Origin of the sequence: Rhizobium herbae (assembly GCF_017873135.1) — a bacterium.
Taxonomy (GTDB): Bacteria; Pseudomonadota; Alphaproteobacteria; order Rhizobiales; family Rhizobiaceae; genus Pararhizobium; species Pararhizobium herbae.
The window spans coordinates 225,657-241,392 of the sequence record NZ_JAGGJV010000002.1 but is presented as its reverse complement, the minus strand read 5'-3'; the positions used below and the strand labels follow the sequence as shown (position 1 = coordinate 241,392).

The 15,736-nt window shown below is 61.1% G+C and carries 15 protein-coding genes and 1 pseudogene; 15 read left to right on the top strand and 1 reads right to left on the bottom strand.

Annotated features, from left to right (window positions below; all coding sequences use genetic code 11):
• Nucleotides 1–154: 154 nt before the first annotated feature.
• The 10 genes and pseudogenes from J2Z75_RS06470 (at nucleotide 155) to J2Z75_RS06425 (ending at nucleotide 8,618) form a co-directional block, all read left to right on the top strand.
• Complete coding sequence (locus J2Z75_RS06470; RefSeq protein WP_209849474.1) at nucleotides 155–1,291, top strand: FAD-dependent monooxygenase; 1,137 nt, start codon at nucleotides 155–157, stop codon at nucleotides 1,289–1,291.
• A complete protein-coding gene (locus J2Z75_RS06465) occupies nucleotides 1,288–2,088 on the top strand; it encodes an alpha/beta fold hydrolase (RefSeq protein ID WP_209849471.1) in 801 nt (266 codons plus the stop codon). Before J2Z75_RS06470 ends, J2Z75_RS06465 begins: the two co-directional genes overlap by 4 nt.
• 88 nt (nucleotides 2,089–2,176) lie before the next feature.
• On the top strand, nucleotides 2,177–2,929 hold the full coding sequence (locus J2Z75_RS06460) for a maleate cis-trans isomerase family protein (protein ID WP_327791241.1): 753 nt from the start codon (nucleotides 2,177–2,179) through the stop codon (nucleotides 2,927–2,929).
• Between the two features lie 10 nt (nucleotides 2,930–2,939).
• Nucleotides 2,940–3,581 (top strand): N-carbamoylsarcosine amidohydrolase, encoded by a 642-nt coding sequence (locus J2Z75_RS06455; RefSeq protein WP_209849468.1) that lies wholly within the window; start codon nucleotides 2,940–2,942, stop codon nucleotides 3,579–3,581.
• Between the two features lie 44 nt (nucleotides 3,582–3,625).
• Nucleotides 3,626–4,657 carry a M29 family metallopeptidase gene (locus J2Z75_RS06450; protein ID WP_209849465.1) on the top strand — a complete coding sequence of 344 codons (1,032 nt, stop codon included), beginning with the start codon at nucleotides 3,626–3,628 and terminating at the stop codon, nucleotides 4,655–4,657.
• A 139-nt stretch (nucleotides 4,658–4,796) separates the two neighbouring features.
• Nucleotides 4,797–5,261 (top strand): MarR family winged helix-turn-helix transcriptional regulator, encoded by a 465-nt coding sequence (locus J2Z75_RS06445; protein ID WP_209849462.1) that lies wholly within the window; start codon nucleotides 4,797–4,799, stop codon nucleotides 5,259–5,261.
• 137 nt (nucleotides 5,262–5,398) lie between these two features.
• Nucleotides 5,399–5,722: pseudogene (locus tag J2Z75_RS06440) on the top strand (DDE-type integrase/transposase/recombinase); the annotation flags it as partial.
• A 653-nt stretch (nucleotides 5,723–6,375) separates the two neighbouring features.
• Nucleotides 6,376–7,059, top strand: a complete 684-nt coding sequence (locus tag J2Z75_RS06435; protein WP_209849459.1) for a type 1 glutamine amidotransferase domain-containing protein — start codon at nucleotides 6,376–6,378, stop codon at nucleotides 7,057–7,059.
• 121 nt (nucleotides 7,060–7,180) lie between these two features.
• A complete protein-coding gene (locus tag J2Z75_RS06430) occupies nucleotides 7,181–7,480 on the top strand; it encodes a putative quinol monooxygenase (RefSeq protein WP_209849456.1) in 300 nt (99 codons plus the stop codon).
• Between the two features lie 466 nt (nucleotides 7,481–7,946).
• Nucleotides 7,947–8,618 carry an RrF2 family transcriptional regulator gene (locus J2Z75_RS06425; RefSeq protein WP_209849454.1) on the top strand — a complete coding sequence of 224 codons (672 nt, stop codon included), beginning with the start codon at nucleotides 7,947–7,949 and terminating at the stop codon, nucleotides 8,616–8,618.
• Nucleotides 8,619–8,755: 137 nt separating this feature from the next.
• Here J2Z75_RS06425 and J2Z75_RS06420 read toward each other — a convergent pair whose 3' ends face one another.
• Entirely contained in the window at nucleotides 8,756–9,754 is a 999-nt protein-coding gene (locus J2Z75_RS06420; RefSeq protein ID WP_209849449.1) for a porin, read from the bottom strand.
• 588 nt (nucleotides 9,755–10,342) lie between these two features.
• Here J2Z75_RS06420 and J2Z75_RS06415 point away from each other — a divergent pair.
• From J2Z75_RS06415 to J2Z75_RS06395, 5 genes are read left to right on the top strand one after another with little or no spacing between them, the layout of a single operon-like run.
• Nucleotides 10,343–11,479: a transporter substrate-binding protein gene (locus tag J2Z75_RS06415; RefSeq protein ID WP_209849446.1), complete on the top strand. Its 1,137-nt coding sequence runs from the start codon at nucleotides 10,343–10,345 to the stop codon at nucleotides 11,477–11,479.
• The gene (locus tag J2Z75_RS06410; RefSeq protein ID WP_209849443.1) at nucleotides 11,476–12,057 is read left to right on the top strand and encodes an ANTAR domain-containing response regulator; all 582 of its coding nucleotides are present in this window, start codon (nucleotides 11,476–11,478) and stop codon (nucleotides 12,055–12,057) included. The genes J2Z75_RS06415 and J2Z75_RS06410 overlap by 4 nt, the downstream gene beginning before the upstream one ends.
• Nucleotides 12,057–12,905 (top strand): ABC transporter permease, encoded by an 849-nt coding sequence (locus J2Z75_RS06405; RefSeq protein ID WP_209849440.1) that lies wholly within the window; start codon nucleotides 12,057–12,059, stop codon nucleotides 12,903–12,905. Before J2Z75_RS06410 ends, J2Z75_RS06405 begins: the two co-directional genes overlap by 1 nt.
• Before the next feature lies 1 nt (nucleotide 12,906).
• Nucleotides 12,907–13,827, top strand: coding sequence for an ABC transporter permease (locus J2Z75_RS06400; RefSeq protein WP_209849437.1), 921 nt, complete (start codon nucleotides 12,907–12,909; stop codon nucleotides 13,825–13,827).
• Between the two features lie 33 nt (nucleotides 13,828–13,860).
• Complete coding sequence (locus J2Z75_RS06395) at nucleotides 13,861–15,480, top strand: ABC transporter substrate-binding protein (protein WP_209849435.1); 1,620 nt, start codon at nucleotides 13,861–13,863, stop codon at nucleotides 15,478–15,480.
• Nucleotides 15,481–15,736 lie beyond the last annotated feature (256 nt).

The window sequence follows — 15,736 nt, the reverse complement described above, 5'->3', positions numbered from 1 at the left end:
CACCGGAGAAAATCAGCCGGAATGCCGCATAAATCAGCGTAATGGCTAGTTCTTCGGCAAGGATTCAGCTGAGTGCCGGAATTTTTGGCTTGCTTTTTAAAGCGTATACACTTAATAATCGGCAACCAAATTCAATTGCGGCAAAGGACAGCCCATGACGACGGAGAAGCAGACGATCGCAATCATCGGCGCAGGGCTCGGCGGGGCCGCGGCGGGTGCGCTTCTCCAGTCAGCCGGCTTCGACGTGAAGATTTTCGAGCAGGCGCCGAGCTTCACCCGCCTTGGCGCCGGCATCCATATGGGGCCGAACGTTCTCAAGATCTTCCAGCGCATCGGCATGGACCAAAAACTGATCGACATCAGCAGCACGCCGAGCCACTGGTTCAGCAGAAACGGCATGACCGGCGAATATCTGTCCCGCATTCCGCTCGAAGGGTACGGGGCAACCTACTGCACGGTGCATCGCGGCGACCTGTCCGCCCTGCAGATGGATACGATGGCGCCCGGCACCGTGGAATTCAACAAGCGGCTGACACGGCTTGAGGACAATGGCTCCGATGTCTACCTGGAGTTCCAGGACGGCACGTCCACCCGCGCAGCAATCGTCATCGGCGCCGACGGCATCAATTCGCGTGTCCGTGAAACTCTGCTGGGTGCGGAGCGTCCGAACTACAGCGGTTGGGTTGGCCATCGCGCCATGATCTCCGCCGAAAAGCTGAAGAAGTTCGATCTCACCTTCGAGGACTGCGTCAAGTGGTGGGGACCGGACCGTCATATGATGGTGTACTATACCACGAGCCGTCGCGACGAGTATTATTACGTGACCGGCGTACCGCACGCCGCCTGGGAATTCGACGGCGCCTTCGTCCAGAGCAGCCGCGAGGAAATGTTCGCGGCTTTCGCCGGCTATCATCCCGTCATCCAGGCGCTGATCGAGGCGACGGATGAGGTGACGAAATGGCCGCTGTTCAACCGTAATCCCCTGCCGCTGTGGAGCCAGGGCCGCATGGTCCTGCTCGGCGACGCCTGCCATCCAATGAAGCCGCACATGGCGCAGGGTGCCGCCATGGCGATCGAGGATGCGGCGATGCTGACGCGCTGCCTTCAGGAAACAGGCCCGAATGCCTATTCCGCGGCCTTCGCACTCTACGAGGCGAATCGTCGCGAACGTGCCACCCGCGTGCAGACCGTATCCAACGCCAACACATTCCTGCTGACGCAGGAAGATCCGTCCTGGGTCTATGGCTACGACGTCTATGCCGAGCCACTCCAGGACAAGAGCGTCGCATGAGCGCCCCCCTCCTCTACGGCGCCAATGTCTTTGCCAATGGCATTCGACAGCACTACCTGCGTTACGGCGGCAAGGGGTCTGCCCTCATTCTCATTCCCGGCATCACCAGCCCGGCGATCACCTGGGGCTTCGTCGCCGAGCAGCTGGCGGAACGCCACGATGTCTACGTGCTCGACGTGCGCGGCCGTGGCCTGTCCTCCACCGGACCGGACCTCGACTATGGCCTTGATGCCATGGCGGCCGATGTCGTCGGCTTTGCCGATGCGCTCGGTCTCTCCGCCCCTGCCCTTCTCGGTCATTCCATGGGTGCGCGCATCGCGATGCGGGCGGCGACATCGGGAAAGACCGGGTTTGCCCGTCTCGCTTTGATCGACCCGCCGGTCTCCGGCCCCGGTCGCCGGCCCTATCCGAGCAAGCTGCCCTGGTATGTCGATTCGATCCGTCTTGCGGTAAAAGGTATCGATGCGGAGGGGATGAAGGCGTTCTGCCCGACCTGGAACCAGGACCAGCTGAGGCTTCGCGCCGAATGGCTGCACACCTGCTACGAGCCGGCCATCGTCACGGCCTTCGAGGATTTTCACACGGACGACATCTTCCCCGATTTCAAGGCGCTGAAGCAGCCTGCAATGCTGATGATCGCCGGGCGCGGCGGCGTGATCGCACCGGAGGACGAGGCGGAAATCCACACGCTTAATCCCGCAATAGAGATCACCCGTGCGGCAAATGCCGGCCACATGATCCCATGGGACGATTTCGACGGATTTTTCGAAGCGCTTGGAGATTTCCTCGTCCGATAATCACCGACGGCGGGCCTTTGGTCCGCCATTTTATTGCCGCAACGAGAACGCCTATCCGCGCCCGCTCATTGATCAAAGGAGCCCACCCGTGCAGAAATTCTACCGTATCGGCCAGATCGTGCCGAGCTCCAACACGACGATGGAAACGGAAATTCCGGCGATGCTGACGGCACGGCAATCGATCCGCCCGGAGCGCTTCACCTTCCACTCCAGCCGCATGCGCATGAAAAAGGTGGTCAAGGAAGAGCTGGCGGCGATGGACGCCGAATCGGACCGTTGCGCGATCGAATTGTCGGACGCCCGCGTCGATGTTCTGGGTTATGCCTGCCTGGTCGCCATCATGGCCATGGGGCTCGGCTATCACCGCCAGTCGGAAAAGCGCCTGACCGGTCGCACGATCGACGAAGGTACGAACATCCCGGTCGTCACCAGCGCCGGCGCGCTGATCGAGGGGCTGAAGGTGATGAAGGCGAAGAAGATTGCTGTTGTGGCACCCTATATGAAGCCGCTCACCGAACTCGTCGTCAACTACATCCGCGAAGAAGGCTTCGAGGTGATGGACTGGCGGGCGCTGGAAATTCCAGACAATCTCGATGTCGCGCGCCACGATCCCAATAATCTGCCGGCCATCGTGCAGACGCTCGATCTGACCGATGTCGATGTCATCGTGCTGTCGGCCTGCGTCCAGATGCCGTCTTTGCCCGTGATCGCCAAGGTCGAGGCCATGACCGGCAAGCCGGTGATCACGGCCGCCGCCGCAACCACCTATTGCATGCTGAAATCGCTCGGGCTGGAAGCCGTTTCGCCGGGTGCCGGCGCGCTTCTGTCCGGCGCCTATTGAGGAGAGCGTCATGCAGAGTGCTAAAGCCAATTATCAAGGTGTCTGGGGCAACCGCATCGGCTTTGGCCAGCGGCCGGCCCTTCTCGTCATCGATTTCCTCAAGGCCTACACGATCGAAGGCGCACCGCTTTATGCGCCCGGCGTGGTCGAAGCGGTCGCCCGCACGCCGGAGCTGATCGACGCCGCACGGGCCGCAAAGGTGCCTGTCATTCACACACGCATCTTGTACCTCGCGGAAAACTGCGCCGATGGCGGCATGTGGGTGAAAAAGTCGCCGGTGATGAAAGCCATGGTCGAGGGCAATGTGCTGGCGGAATTCTGCGACGAAGTCCCGCCCGCTGCCGGCGAACTTGTCATCGTCAAGCAGTATGCCAGCGCCTTCTTCGGCACCAGCCTCGCCTCGCATCTGCATGCGCAGGGCATTGACACGGTCGTGCTCGCGGGGTGCTCGACGAGCGGCTGCATCCGCGCCAGCGCGGTGGATGCCGTCCAGCACGGGTTCCGCACGATCGTCGTCCGCGACTGCGTCGGCGACCGGCATCCAGATCCGCACAATGCCAATCTTTTCGACATTGACAGCAAATACGGCGACGTCGTCTCGCGTGAAGAGGCGATCGCCGAAATCGCCAAGGTCACATCCGAATGTCCCTGACGGGACGAAACACCCACGCCTTCAATCAATAAAAGGGAACGAGCATGGATCATTTCAGCTTCACGGAAATCTGCCTGCATCAGTTGAAGATGTCGGGCGTCCACGAGGGCGAAAAACTCATCGTCCTGACCCAGGGCAACGAGCGCCTCGATTACGCCGACGCCTTCATGGCGGCGGGTATGCGGCTTGGCGCCAAGATGTACCATATGCGGTTGCCGCCGGTGCCGCCGGCAGGTGCATGGGCGGTTGGCCAGACGGGCCTCGCAGCCATGCCGGAAGCGGTCGAGGCCCTGAAGGCCGCCGATATGCTGATCGACTGCATCTTCCTGCTTTTCAGCCCGGAACAGATGGCGATACAGGCATCCGGCACGCGTATTCTCACCGCTGTCGAACCGCCAGAACTTCTCGCCCGCATGTTGCCGACGAAGGAACTGCGCGAGCGCGTCGAATTTGCCGGCGAACTCCTGTCCAAGGCAAAGGTGATGCGGATCACCTCCGCACATGGCACAGATGTCACCTACAAGCTCAACACCTATCCCGCCATCACGGAATATGCGTGCACGGACGAGCCGGGCCGCTGGGACCACTGGCCGTCCGGTTTTGTGTTCACCGGTGGTGACGACGACGGTGTAGACGGCACAATCGTCGTTGCCCCCGGCGATATCCTGCTGCCGCAGAATATTTATGTGCGCGACCCGATCATCTATACGATCGAAAATGGCTGGATCACTGATATCAGAGGCGGCCTCGACGCCGAGCTGGTCAAATCCTACATGGCCGGCTTCAACGATCCGCGTGGCATGGGCATGAGCCATGTCGGCTGGGGCCTCAATCAGAACGCCAAGTGGCATCGCATGGTGCCCGGAGAATTCCCGGGCGGCATGGGCATGGAGGCCCGCTCGTTCTACGGCAACGTGATGTTCTCCACCGGCCCGAACAACGAACTCGGCGGCCCGAACGACACCGCCTGTCATCTCGATATCCCGATGCGCAATTGCTCGCTCTTCCTCGACGACGAGCCGATGGTTCTCGACGGAGACATCGCCGTCAAGGAAATGCAGTACAACTGGAAATAAAGGCCGGGCAGCCCTTGGGCTGATGCCAAAGATTGCTCTTCCGGAGAGGGCGATCTAATCAAAAAGACGGGGAGCATCGTCATAGGCCTGGCGAAGCTTCCCGTCGATCCGGGACCAAATAGTTGAAAGGGCGGGCCAGATGTCGGACGAGCAGGAAAAGCCGGATCGGCAGATCGGTGGCTACAGGTTCACCGATCAGGTCGGGCACCTGATGCGCAAGGCCTACCAGAAGCATCTTGCCATCTTCCAGGAAAACGCCAGCGATCCGCACTTAACCTCGGTGCAGTTCGTGACGCTTTGTGCGCTACGCGACAACGGCCCCAGTTCCCAGGCCGAACTGGTCAAGGCGACCGCAGTCGATCAGGCAACAATCCGGGGCATCATCGACCGGTTGAAGGCACGCGGCCTGATCGAAGTCTCGAAGGACGCGCAGGACGGACGCAAGGTCATCATGTCGCTTCTGCCTGCTGGCAGGGATGTGCTTGACGCCATGTATCCGCGGGCGAGTCTGATCACCGATCTCACTATGGAAAAGCTCAATCCGGCGGAACGCGTGGCGCTGCTCTACCTGCTGCGCAAGATTTCGGAAGACGACGAAATCTGAACCACGAGTACAGTGTCCGGAGGCGCTTCTCCCGATTGAGCAAGCCAAGCGTATTTGAGATTTTCTTCGGGCAGTCTGAGCACGTCGGCCGGTTCTGTCGCAAACTTTGCGACGGATTTGCAACCTGGATGGTCATGGCAACAGAGAACAACGTCTGGTCTGAAAAGGTCGTCATCGACAAGAGCGGTGCGAACCTGGCAGGATTGCAAAACATGAATTGGCTGCTGCTGTTGCAGGCATGGTTCTGGCGGATCGAGATCCTGCAGGTCAAATACCTCAACAACATGATCGAGCTAGACCACCGGTTTCTCAAGAAGCTGACCCGTCCGATGAAAGGCTTCCAATCCTTTCAGTCTGCGTCAGCAACGCTGGATGGCATCGAAGTGGGGCATATGATCCGCAAGCGGCAATTTCCAACGAGTGGCCAATCCGCATTTCAGCAATTCGCCGCGCTGGCAGCAAAACTGTGTCCAGCGATAGCTGTTTCCGTAACCTTTCCAAAAGTTTGCGACAGAACCCGTTCGCCTGCCGATGATGCCGACGTCGTACTTGCCACTCATTCCGAAATCCGAGCGGCGGCACCGAGTTCGAGCCAGTCGAGCTCTTCCTCCAGCCGATGGAATGCGTCGTCACCGATCTGACCCGATCGCCGCATCTCCAGCGCTCTTGTGCGAGCCGCGGCCAGAGCTGCTCTTTGACCTGAGACCCTTGTTCCCTCCAGTTTTCGGGAGCGTCTTGGGTTTTACCTCATTTAACCACCGATGTGCCGCCTCCCATGATAAACAAGCTCGTGAACCACGATGGCGAGAACGCAGGCGTACCGGCGGCAAGTATCCAACGATAGAATTATTTGTATCTGAAGAAATGACCGCTCTGGCGGCCATGCCGAGAACGCGTGCCTGGTCCGAAACGATTGGTTTCTGGATCGAGAAAGGCGAGCAAGACGATGCCGCGAGCATTGGCATTGCTCTCACAGTATCGCTGTCGTCGATGCCAGCGGCGCGCTCGTCGCCTTTACGCGACAGGACGGGCCCTGATCGGAAGCATCGACCTTGCGATCGGTAGGGCGGCCATGAATGCCTGAACGTATCATCATTCGTTGAAGGAGAAGACCGTGACCCAACATGTCCTGTTCATCGTCACCAACGCAGCGGTGATCGGTCCGCACAACCGCAAGACAGGCTTCTTTTTCGCCGAGGTTGCTCATCCTTTCGATGTGCTCGACAAGGCGGGGATTGCAGTGGAGTTCGCATCACCTGCTGGTGGATGGACGCCGTACGACGCGTACGACGAGAGCGATCCCGCCCAAAAGGAGTTTCTCGAGAGCAAGGCTTTTCGGCGGCTGAATCACAGCCGCAAGCTGTCCGAAGTGGACGCTGCGGATTACGACGCCATCCTGGTGCCCGGCGGCCTCGGGCCCATGGTCGACATCCAACGCAATGCGGATGTACAGAAGGCCATCGAGCGCGCCTGGAGCACGGGCAAGCTCGTGACCGCTGTTTGTCACGGTCCGTGCGCGCTGCTCAGCGTAGACCTCGGTGATGGCACACCGTTCGTGCGCGGCAAGAAGCTTACGTCATTCTCGAAGAAGGAAGAGTACGACTACGCCCGCGATGACGTGCCCTACGAACTCGAGGACGCGCTAAGAGCGGAGGGTGCCGAGTACTCGTCCGCATCCAACTGGGAACCTCACGTCATCGTTGATGGCCGGCTCATCACCGGACAGAACCCCGCCTCGGCGGGACCGCTGGGGAAAGAGTTGGTCGCTGCCCTCAGACGGGCTGCCGTTCCGGCGTGAATTGTTGAGACGCAGACTGAGATATTCGGGCGTGCGTTCCATACCGTAATCTCATGCTTGCAACCTCTCGCCCCGCCCGCTCAAACGAATGCACGTGCGCATTTCATGGGGAGCATTTGGTATGACGCAATCGCCGGCCAAGATCACAGCCATCCTGACTGCTCATCCCGGCAAGGCCGCTGAATTGCGAGCACTGCTCGTTGGGATGGCCCCGCTTTGCAGGGCGGAACCCGGCAACCTGCGTTGGGATGTCTGGCGCGACCTGGCACATAGCGAGCGCTACGTACTCGACGAGCTGTATCTGGACGCCGCCGCCGTCGAGGCGCATCGCAAGACCCGGCATTATCAGACCTATTTGGCCGTAATCTCCGAACTGGCCGACCGCACGGCATGGGTGCTGGAGGCGGTGGAGGTCAGGTAACTGGCCGGCATCGCCGATGCCTGGCACCCGGTTGAGCACACACATGCTTCTCCCGCTCCGGCCAGCTCCATGGATTGGATAGGAGAGCGAGGATATGCGGTACCCTCCTTTCCGCATGGTGTGTTCGGTGTCACCTTGCCATTGTTCCCCGGGACGACATAGGAATGTGCAGGAAGAACGGCCGATCGTTTATGTCATCGATGACGACCCATCGGTCCGGGACGGGCTGGACTCCTGTTGCCATCGGTCGGTTACATCTCTCGCGCTACCGGCGGCGACCCTCTGCGGTGTACCGTGCCATTGCGGCGAAGCCTGCCAGGCAACCCGGCAATCCGCGGCAAAGCGGCTCCGTTCTTCCCGCCCCATGAAAATCCAATGAGCATGGAACGCCCCCCTGCTCCGCCACTCTCTCTTGCTTCAGATCAAAATTATACACGGAGGGGCCTCAATATGAGTAACTCCCCTATTGAATTCGGCTTTTTTCATCCCCATCTCCAGTTGGCACCCGGTTACCGATGTAAACCGGGCAAAGCTCGGTCAGAAGGAACGACGATCTGTTCCCGGCCGGTGCGGTTCTACTGCTGACGATGCCTCTGGCTTAAAACCGCCGGAGAGTTTTGCTATGTCTGCACTAACCGTCTGGTTTTTTCAAAAGCCTGCATTAGTATGTGCTTCCATGATGGACACACGCTTCTCTTCGGCTCTGCAGATTATTATTACAGTTGCCGTCAACGAAAAGAACAACACTCGCTCGACGAGCGATACGCTGGCAGCGAAACTCGATGCCAAGCCCAGTCTTGTGCGCAAGCTGCTGGCCCCATTGATGCAGAAGAATATCCTTGTGTCGTCCGAAGGATACCAGGGCGGCTATCGGCTGGGCCGGCCCGCCAGTGCGATCTATTTGAGCGAGATCTATCTTGCCGTGACACCGGACAAGAAAATCTGGGCCACCCGCGACGACATTCCCGCCGAATGCTTCATTTCAAGCAATATCAACGAATGGTCGGAGAAACTCGGCAAGGAAGCGGAGCAGGCGCTGCTTGGCCTGCTGGGCGAAAAATCGGTAGAGGACGCCATCGCGGAACTGGCGACCATCGACGGCGGCAAATGTCCGCTGGGTAGGACGCTCGCGCCCTGAAAGGGAACTTTCCCGGTCGTGCGGGACGGCCGGAGGGAACCGGGCCGTCCCCGTCACTGATCGGAGGTCAATCAAATCCGTGACGAACCATGGGCCAGCCGCGCGATTGCACGGCCGGCCGTATGCCAGAGTGCGACTTAGAAATCGCGCTGCAGGCGAACGAAGCCGAACACTTCGTCGTCGGCATCGTCTTCGTCACGATACTGAACGCTCACCTTGCTCTTGAGGCCGTCAGTGATCTTGTAGTCGACGGTCACGCCGCCGGTCCATGCATCGCCGCCGCCAAAGCCGTCGCCATCCGCACGGAGGGCGATTTTGCTGAAGTACTGGAAGCCGGGAGTGATCGCGAACTTGTCGTTGATCTTCAGCTCATACTGAGCACCGGCAGTCCATTCCGACTCTTCGTAGTAGTAGTTCGCACCGGTAGCATAGGCACCGTAAACGCCAAGCTGGCCCGGTCCGATATCCGCGGTGACGATGCCGCGGACAGCACCTTCTTCGCTATCGGTGTCATAACCGCCAAGCAGGTAAGCGGTGACAACGCCGACCGTGCCGGAAACCTGACCGATGATACCAACATTGTTCGGACGCGCGGTGTCTTCCAGCTCTTCCACGGCGATACCCGCCTTGAAGGCGTCCGTTTCGTACTGGTAGCGAATGGCGTTGTGACGGGTTTCATTGCTGGCAAGGACGTCGGTCTCGCCGCTCATGTCGTCATCCCACCAGTTGTACTGCATGCCGATGCGGAGGCCGGCGATGTCGATGTAGCCTTCGTTGAGGAAGGTGTTGTCGCCCGAGGGATTTTTGGCCTCAGTACGCAGGCTGATCACACTGGCCAAAGTACCGAATTCCGTGTCGTTCTTCGCCGTGAAGTCGATCTGTGCGCGGGTCTTGGTGTTCCAGTCGGACGTGCCCGACTCATCGCGACCGAAGTCGGTCTGGAAACGGATGTAACCGCCGATCTTCAGGCAGGTTTCCGTGCCCGGGATGTAGAAGTAGCCAGTACCGAACGCGTCGCAGACGCGTACGTATTCCATCGGCTCAGGTTCAGCCGCGACAATAGCGTCGGCGGCAAATGCGCCGCTTGCTGTGCTCAACGCCGCAGCGGACGCAAAGAGAAAAGCCTTTATAGTCATTTCGGATCCAATCAAGTTTCGATTGGGCACAGGTTTCCGTGGCTGAAAATCAGCGTCCCCGACCCCAAATATCGATTCAAGCCCCAATGGCAGCGGTCAAGACCGCATGCCGAGATTACATGGATGAGGAACTGTAACAATAAAAATTACAGTCTTATTTGTCATAAATGTCTGTTGGGATTTTTACTGTTGCCGAAACGCAACGGCTGCAGATGCCGGATTGTGAGTGCCCTCACCATCTCAACGGGATATCCCGTCCGGCGCACCTACTCATGAGGGTGTGACCGGTAACATATACGGTGTGGAGATAGTCGCGGCACGATCAAACTGCAAGTAGGAGCGGCTGACGATTTCGTGAAAGACGTCAAAGTGACGCAACCGCGCAAGGCTGATCGCCTCAAGCGGCCATTCACGCGCCGGGCCAGACCGGCGAATCGCGCTTGACATCACAGACCTGCCCGTATTTTAATCCTGCCGACAGATTAAGCACTTCCTTCACATGACCATATGGTCGACGGGCAGTTTGGCCCCATGATGCTCCCATCACCGATGGGTCGGCATCATGGGGTTTTTGGTTTTGGCGGATCGATGAAAAACACGGTACGGATCGGCATTCTTTATTCGACGACAGGCCCCTATGGGGGGATGGGCCGGGACGGACGCGATGGCGCCGAGCTTGCCATCGAACAGGTCCGCGCTACCCATGAAAATGCCATCGAACCGGTCTTCATCGATCCGCATGCCGATATCGCCGCCTATCTCGAAGGCGCCCGTTCGATGCTGCGCGATCACGGCTGCCGGCACATCATCGGCACCATCACCTCGCTTGCCCGCAAGGAGGTGATACCGCTCGTCGAAAAGCATGACGGCCTGCTCTGGTACATGTGCCCCTATGAGGGCTTCGAGGCCAATGACAACGTCATCTATACCGGCGGCTGCCCCAACCAGCACCTGCTGCCGCTGTTCGACTATCTGATCCCGCGCTTCGGCCGCCGGCCCTATCTGGTCGGCGCAAACTATGTCTGGGGCTGGGAAATGAACCGCCTTGCCCGGGAACTGATCGAAGACGCCGGCGGCGAAGTGCTGGGCGAACGCTATCTGCCGCTCGAAGAGACCGCGGTGGAGCGCATCGTGCTCGACATCGAACAGCGCCGGCCGAGCTTCATCCTCAACAACCTCGTCGGCCCTTCGAGCTATGCCTTTCTCGCCGCCATCCGCGCGCTCGGCGCGCGCGATCCGGCCTTCCGCCCGGAAAACTGCCCGGTTGTCAGCTGCGACCTGCAGGAATGCGAAATCCCCGACATCGGCCTTGGCGTCGCCACCGGCCAGCTCTGCGCCGCGGCCTATTTCGACACGGTCGCCACGCCGGAGAATACAGCCTTCAAGGCGCAGGTGGCAGCCCGCTTCGGGCCTGACCGACGCGTTTCCAGCATCTTCGCCAGCGCCTATGCCTCCGTAAAGCTTTGCGCGGAGGCTATCATCGCAGCCGGAACGGACGATCCAACCGCCGTGTCGCGGTTTCTGTCGGCAACGCCGCTTCCGACCGTTCTCGGGCCAATCCTGATCAGCCCGGACACCCGCCATGCGGCCCTTCCCTTTCATCTCGGCCGGATCAACGACAGCGGCGGCTTCGACATCATCGCCTCGCAGCCGGCCATCGCCGCCGACCCTTACCTCACCGGCCGGCGAATGCGTCCGCCGCCGCAGCTGAGGATCGTGTCATGAGGGAGACACCGAATTTCACCGGCTGGCGGGCCACGATCCTGCACAGGGAAGACAGCAACACAGAACGCCTGACACGCCAGCTGAAACTGATCGGCTTGCACGTGAATGTGCAATGGGAACCGCTTGACGCGGGCGACCTGCCCGATATCGTTCTGGTCGATGCGGACCAGGGCTTCGATGGCCTGTTGCCCTGGAGCGGCGAGGATGCACCGTGCCCGCTGGTGGCGCTGCTGGGCTCCGAGGCCCCGGGCCGCATCGCCTGGGCGATGGCACAGGGCGTCGGCGCGATCATCGCAAAACCGCTTGCGTCCTCGGCCGTCTACCCGGCCCTCGTCATGGCGCTCGGCATCCACAAGGAGCGCAAGGCCGTCATCGACAAGATGAAGCACCTTGAAGAGCGCGTGCGCCTGCGCCCGCTGGTCCACGCGGCCGTCGAGCGCATCATTGCCGTGCGCAAGGTCGACGAGGAGCTCGCCTACACAATCCTGCGCAATTGCGCGATGCAGCGGCGAATGCCGATGGAGCAGGTCGCAGCCTCGATCCTCGGCGGCGGCGAGCCGTTGCCGGAGGCCGGCTGATGCGGATCCTGAAAAGCATGATCCGCCAGCCGTCGGCCCTGTTCGGCCTGGCGATCGTCGCGCTGGTTATCCTCATGGCCATCGCCGCCCCCCTGATTGCGCCCTATAGCCCCAATGAGCAGATGTTCGACGGCCTGACGCTGGAAGGCGCGCCGATGCCACCGAGCGCGCAGTTCCTGCTCGGCACCGATACGCTCGGCCGCGATCTGTTCTCGCGGCTGCTGTTCGGCGCCCGTACCTCGCTTGTCATCGGCCTCGTCGCCAATGGCATCGCCGTCACAATCGGCCTTCTGATCGGCATCCTGTCGGGCTATATGCGCGGCCTCGTCGGCAATGCGCTGATGCGCTTCACCGACCTAATGATGGCCTTTCCGGCTCTGCTGCTGGCAATCGTGCTGGCGGCACTGCTGCGCCCCAGCCTCTGGATCGTCGCCATGGTGATCGCGCTGGTCAACTGGGTGCAGGTGGCGCGCATCGTCTATACCGAGACCCGCGGCCTGGTGGAGCGCGACTTCATCCTGGCGGAGCGCTCGCTGGGCGCCGGCCACGTCCGCATCCTGTTCCACCATATCCTGCCGCACCTGATGCCGACGGCAATCGTCTGGGGCACGCTCGGCATTGCCACCACCGTGCTTCTGGAGGCGACCCTGTCGTTCCTCGGCATCGGCGTGCAGCCGCCGACACCGTCCTGGGGCAATATCATCTTCGAAAGCCAGAGCTATTTTCAGGCCGCCCCCTGGCTCGTCTTCATTCCCGGCGCCGTGATCCTTTTGACCGCCCTCTCGTTCAACCTGGTCGGCGATGCGCTGCGCGATATCCTCGATCCGACGCAGCGCGGGAGGGGTTGAGATGATCTTCCTGCTGATGCGGCGTCTCGTCCAGACCGCCCTGATCCTGCTGGGCGTCGCCGCGATCACCTTCCTGCTGCTCTATGCCCTGCCGGCCGACCCCGCCCGGATGATCGCCGGCCGCAGCGCCACGGCGCAGACGGTTGCCAATATCCGGCACGAACTCGGACTAGACCAACCTCTGCTGGCGCAATTCTGGGCCTACCTGAAGGGGCTGACCGAGGGCAATCTCGGCCGCTCCTATGCCCAGAAGACCGATGTCGGCGCGTTGATCGCGGCTAGACTTCCGGCAACGCTGATCCTGATGGCCGCCGGCATTTTCGTTGAAGTGCTGCTCGGGCTGTTTCTCGGCGTCATCGCCGCCGTCCGGCGCGGCGGCCCGGTCGACCGCTTCGTGATGATGGCCTCGTTCGTCGGCGTCTCGGCGCCGCAGTTCGTCGCGGCCCTCCTGCTTCTCTATGTCTTTGCGGTGACGCTCGCGTGGTTTCCGATGAGCGGCTTCGGTACTTTCGCCCATGTCGTGCTGCCGGCCACCACGCTCGGCATCCTCGGGGCCGGTTGGTATGCGCGCATGGTGCGCTCGGCGATGATCGACGTGCTCAACCAGGATTATGTCCGCACTGCCCGCGCCAAGGGGCTCTCTTCCGCGCGCATCGTCTTCCGCCATGCCCTGCCCAACGCGCTTTTGCCTGTTATCGCCATGATCGGCATCGATATCGGCCAGTTCATGAGCGGCGTGGTCGTGGTCGAGGCGGTCTATGGCTGGCCCGGCATCGGCCAGCTGGCCTGGCAGGCAATCCAGCAGGTGGATATCCCGATCATCATGGGCGTCACCCTGGTCTCCGCGCTCGCCATCGTCCTGGGCAATCTCGTCGCGGACGTCATCGCACCGCTCATCGATCCGCGCATTCGTGCGCGCTAGTCCACATCAGCAACCAAAAAGGGGAACTCAATAATGTTCAAACGCTGGCTTCGAAACTCGACAATCGCGATGGCCCTCGCCTTCATGCCGCTGCCCGCCTTCGCCCAGGATGCCATCAAGCAGGGTGGCGATATCGTCATCACCTACAAGGACGACATCGCCACGCTCGATCCGGCCATCGGCTATGACTGGGTCAACTGGTCGATGATCAAGAGCCTCTATTCGCGGCTGATGGACTACACGCCGGGCACGCCGGATCTGATCCCGTCGCTGGCGGAAACCTACGAGGTCTCGCCCGATGGCCTGACCTACACCTTCAAGCTGCGCAAGGGCGTGAAGTTCACCAACGGCCGCGAGGTCGTTGCGTCCGACGTGAAATATTCGATCGAGCGCGCCGTCGATCCGAAGACCCAAGGCCCGGGCGCCGGCTTCTTCGGTGCCATCAAGGGCTTTGACGCCGTGACCGGCGGCGCATCGACGACGCTGGAAGGCATCGCGACGCCGGATGATTCGACCGTGATCTTCACCCTGTCGCGTCCGGACGCCACCTTCCTGCACGTGCTCGCCATCAACTTCGCCTCCGTCGTGCCGAAGGAAGCCGTCGAAGCGGCTGCCGGCGATTTCGGCAAGAAGCCGGTCGGCTCCGGCACCTTCGTGCTGAAGGAATGGACCGTCGGCCAGCGCCTCGTATTCGAACGCAACCCGGATTATTTCGTCAAGGACATGCCGCATATCGACAAATTCACCGTCGAAGTCGGCCAGGAGCCGCTGGTCGCGCTGCTGCGCCTGCAGAAGGGCGAGGTCGACATTGCCGGCGACGGCATTCCGCCGGCGAAATTCGTGGAAATCAAGAATTCCCCGGAGGGCGCCGACATCATCGTTGATGGTGCACAGCTCCACACCGGCTACATTACGCTCAACACCAGGGTAAAACCCTTCGACAATGTGAAGGTGCGCCAGGCCCTCAACATGGCCATCAACAAGGAGCGCATCACCCGCATCCTCAACGGCCGCGCCACCGCCGCCAACCAGCCGTTGCCGCCACTGATGCCGGGTTATGACAAGAGCTTCACCGGCTACGCCTTCGATGTCGAGAAGGCCAAGGCTCTGCTGGCCGAAGCCGGCTTCCCGGATGGTTTCGAGACCATCCTTTACTCGACCAACACCGATCCGCAGCCGCGCATCGCCCAGGCGATCCAGCAGGATCTGGCCGCTGTCGGCGTCAAGGCCGAGGTTCGCGCGCTGGCGCAGGCCAACGTGATCGCCGCCGGCGGCACCGAAGGTGAAGCGCCGATGATCTGGTCGGGCGGCATGGCCTGGATCGCCGACTTCCCGGATCCGTCCAACTTCTACGGTCCGATTCTCGGCTGCGCCGGCGCGGTTCAGGGCGGCTGGAACTGGTCATGGTATTGCAACAAGGATCTCGACGCCCGCGCGATCGCCGCCGACTCGATGTCGGACCCGGCAAAGGCAACGGAGCGTCAGGCCGTGTGGGGCAAGATCTTCACCGACATCATGGCCGATGCGCCGTGGATCCCGCTCACCAACGAGCGCCGCGTCGTCGCCAAGTCGCCGCGCATGGGCGGCTCCGGCGATATCTACGTCGATCCGACCCGCGTCATCAACTACGACGCGATCTTCGTGAAGGATTAAGACAACGAACCATGGCTCCGGCGACTTTTTCGGGGCCATGATCGTCGGAGCCATGATCGTGAGGGGCGCACGCAAGATGCAGCCTCTTCTCCCCAGCGGGGAGAAGTGCCGAGCGAAAGCGAGGCGATGAGGGGGCGGCACGGCACAAGTGAGGAGTGCTTAGCCCCCTCATCCGACCCTTCGGGCCACCTTCTCCCCGCTGGGGAGAAGAGGGAGCATGCCGCTCCTGCCAACCAAGAATACCGATATGCGAGCA

Coding starts and splice junctions, on each gene's coding strand:
- J2Z75_RS06455 (WP_209849468.1), top strand. CDS start 2,940: ATGCAGAGTGCTAAAGCCAATTATCAAGGTGTCTGGGGCAACCGCATC.
- J2Z75_RS06410 (WP_209849443.1), top strand. CDS start 11,476: ATGAGGGAGACACCGAATTTCACCGGCTGGCGGGCCACGATCCTGCAC.
- J2Z75_RS06445 (WP_209849462.1), top strand. CDS start 4,797: ATGTCGGACGAGCAGGAAAAGCCGGATCGGCAGATCGGTGGCTACAGG.
- J2Z75_RS06450 (WP_209849465.1), top strand. CDS start 3,626: ATGGATCATTTCAGCTTCACGGAAATCTGCCTGCATCAGTTGAAGATG.
- J2Z75_RS06395 (WP_209849435.1), top strand. CDS start 13,861: ATGTTCAAACGCTGGCTTCGAAACTCGACAATCGCGATGGCCCTCGCC.
- J2Z75_RS06430 (WP_209849456.1), top strand. CDS start 7,181: ATGACGCAATCGCCGGCCAAGATCACAGCCATCCTGACTGCTCATCCC.
- J2Z75_RS06420 (WP_209849449.1), bottom strand. CDS start 9,754: ATGACTATAAAGGCTTTTCTCTTTGCGTCCGCTGCGGCGTTGAGCACA.
- J2Z75_RS06470 (WP_209849474.1), top strand. CDS start 155: ATGACGACGGAGAAGCAGACGATCGCAATCATCGGCGCAGGGCTCGGC.
- J2Z75_RS06465 (WP_209849471.1), top strand. CDS start 1,288: ATGAGCGCCCCCCTCCTCTACGGCGCCAATGTCTTTGCCAATGGCATT.
- J2Z75_RS06415 (WP_209849446.1), top strand. CDS start 10,343: ATGAAAAACACGGTACGGATCGGCATTCTTTATTCGACGACAGGCCCC.
- J2Z75_RS06400 (WP_209849437.1), top strand. CDS start 12,907: ATGATCTTCCTGCTGATGCGGCGTCTCGTCCAGACCGCCCTGATCCTG.
- J2Z75_RS06405 (WP_209849440.1), top strand. CDS start 12,057: ATGCGGATCCTGAAAAGCATGATCCGCCAGCCGTCGGCCCTGTTCGGC.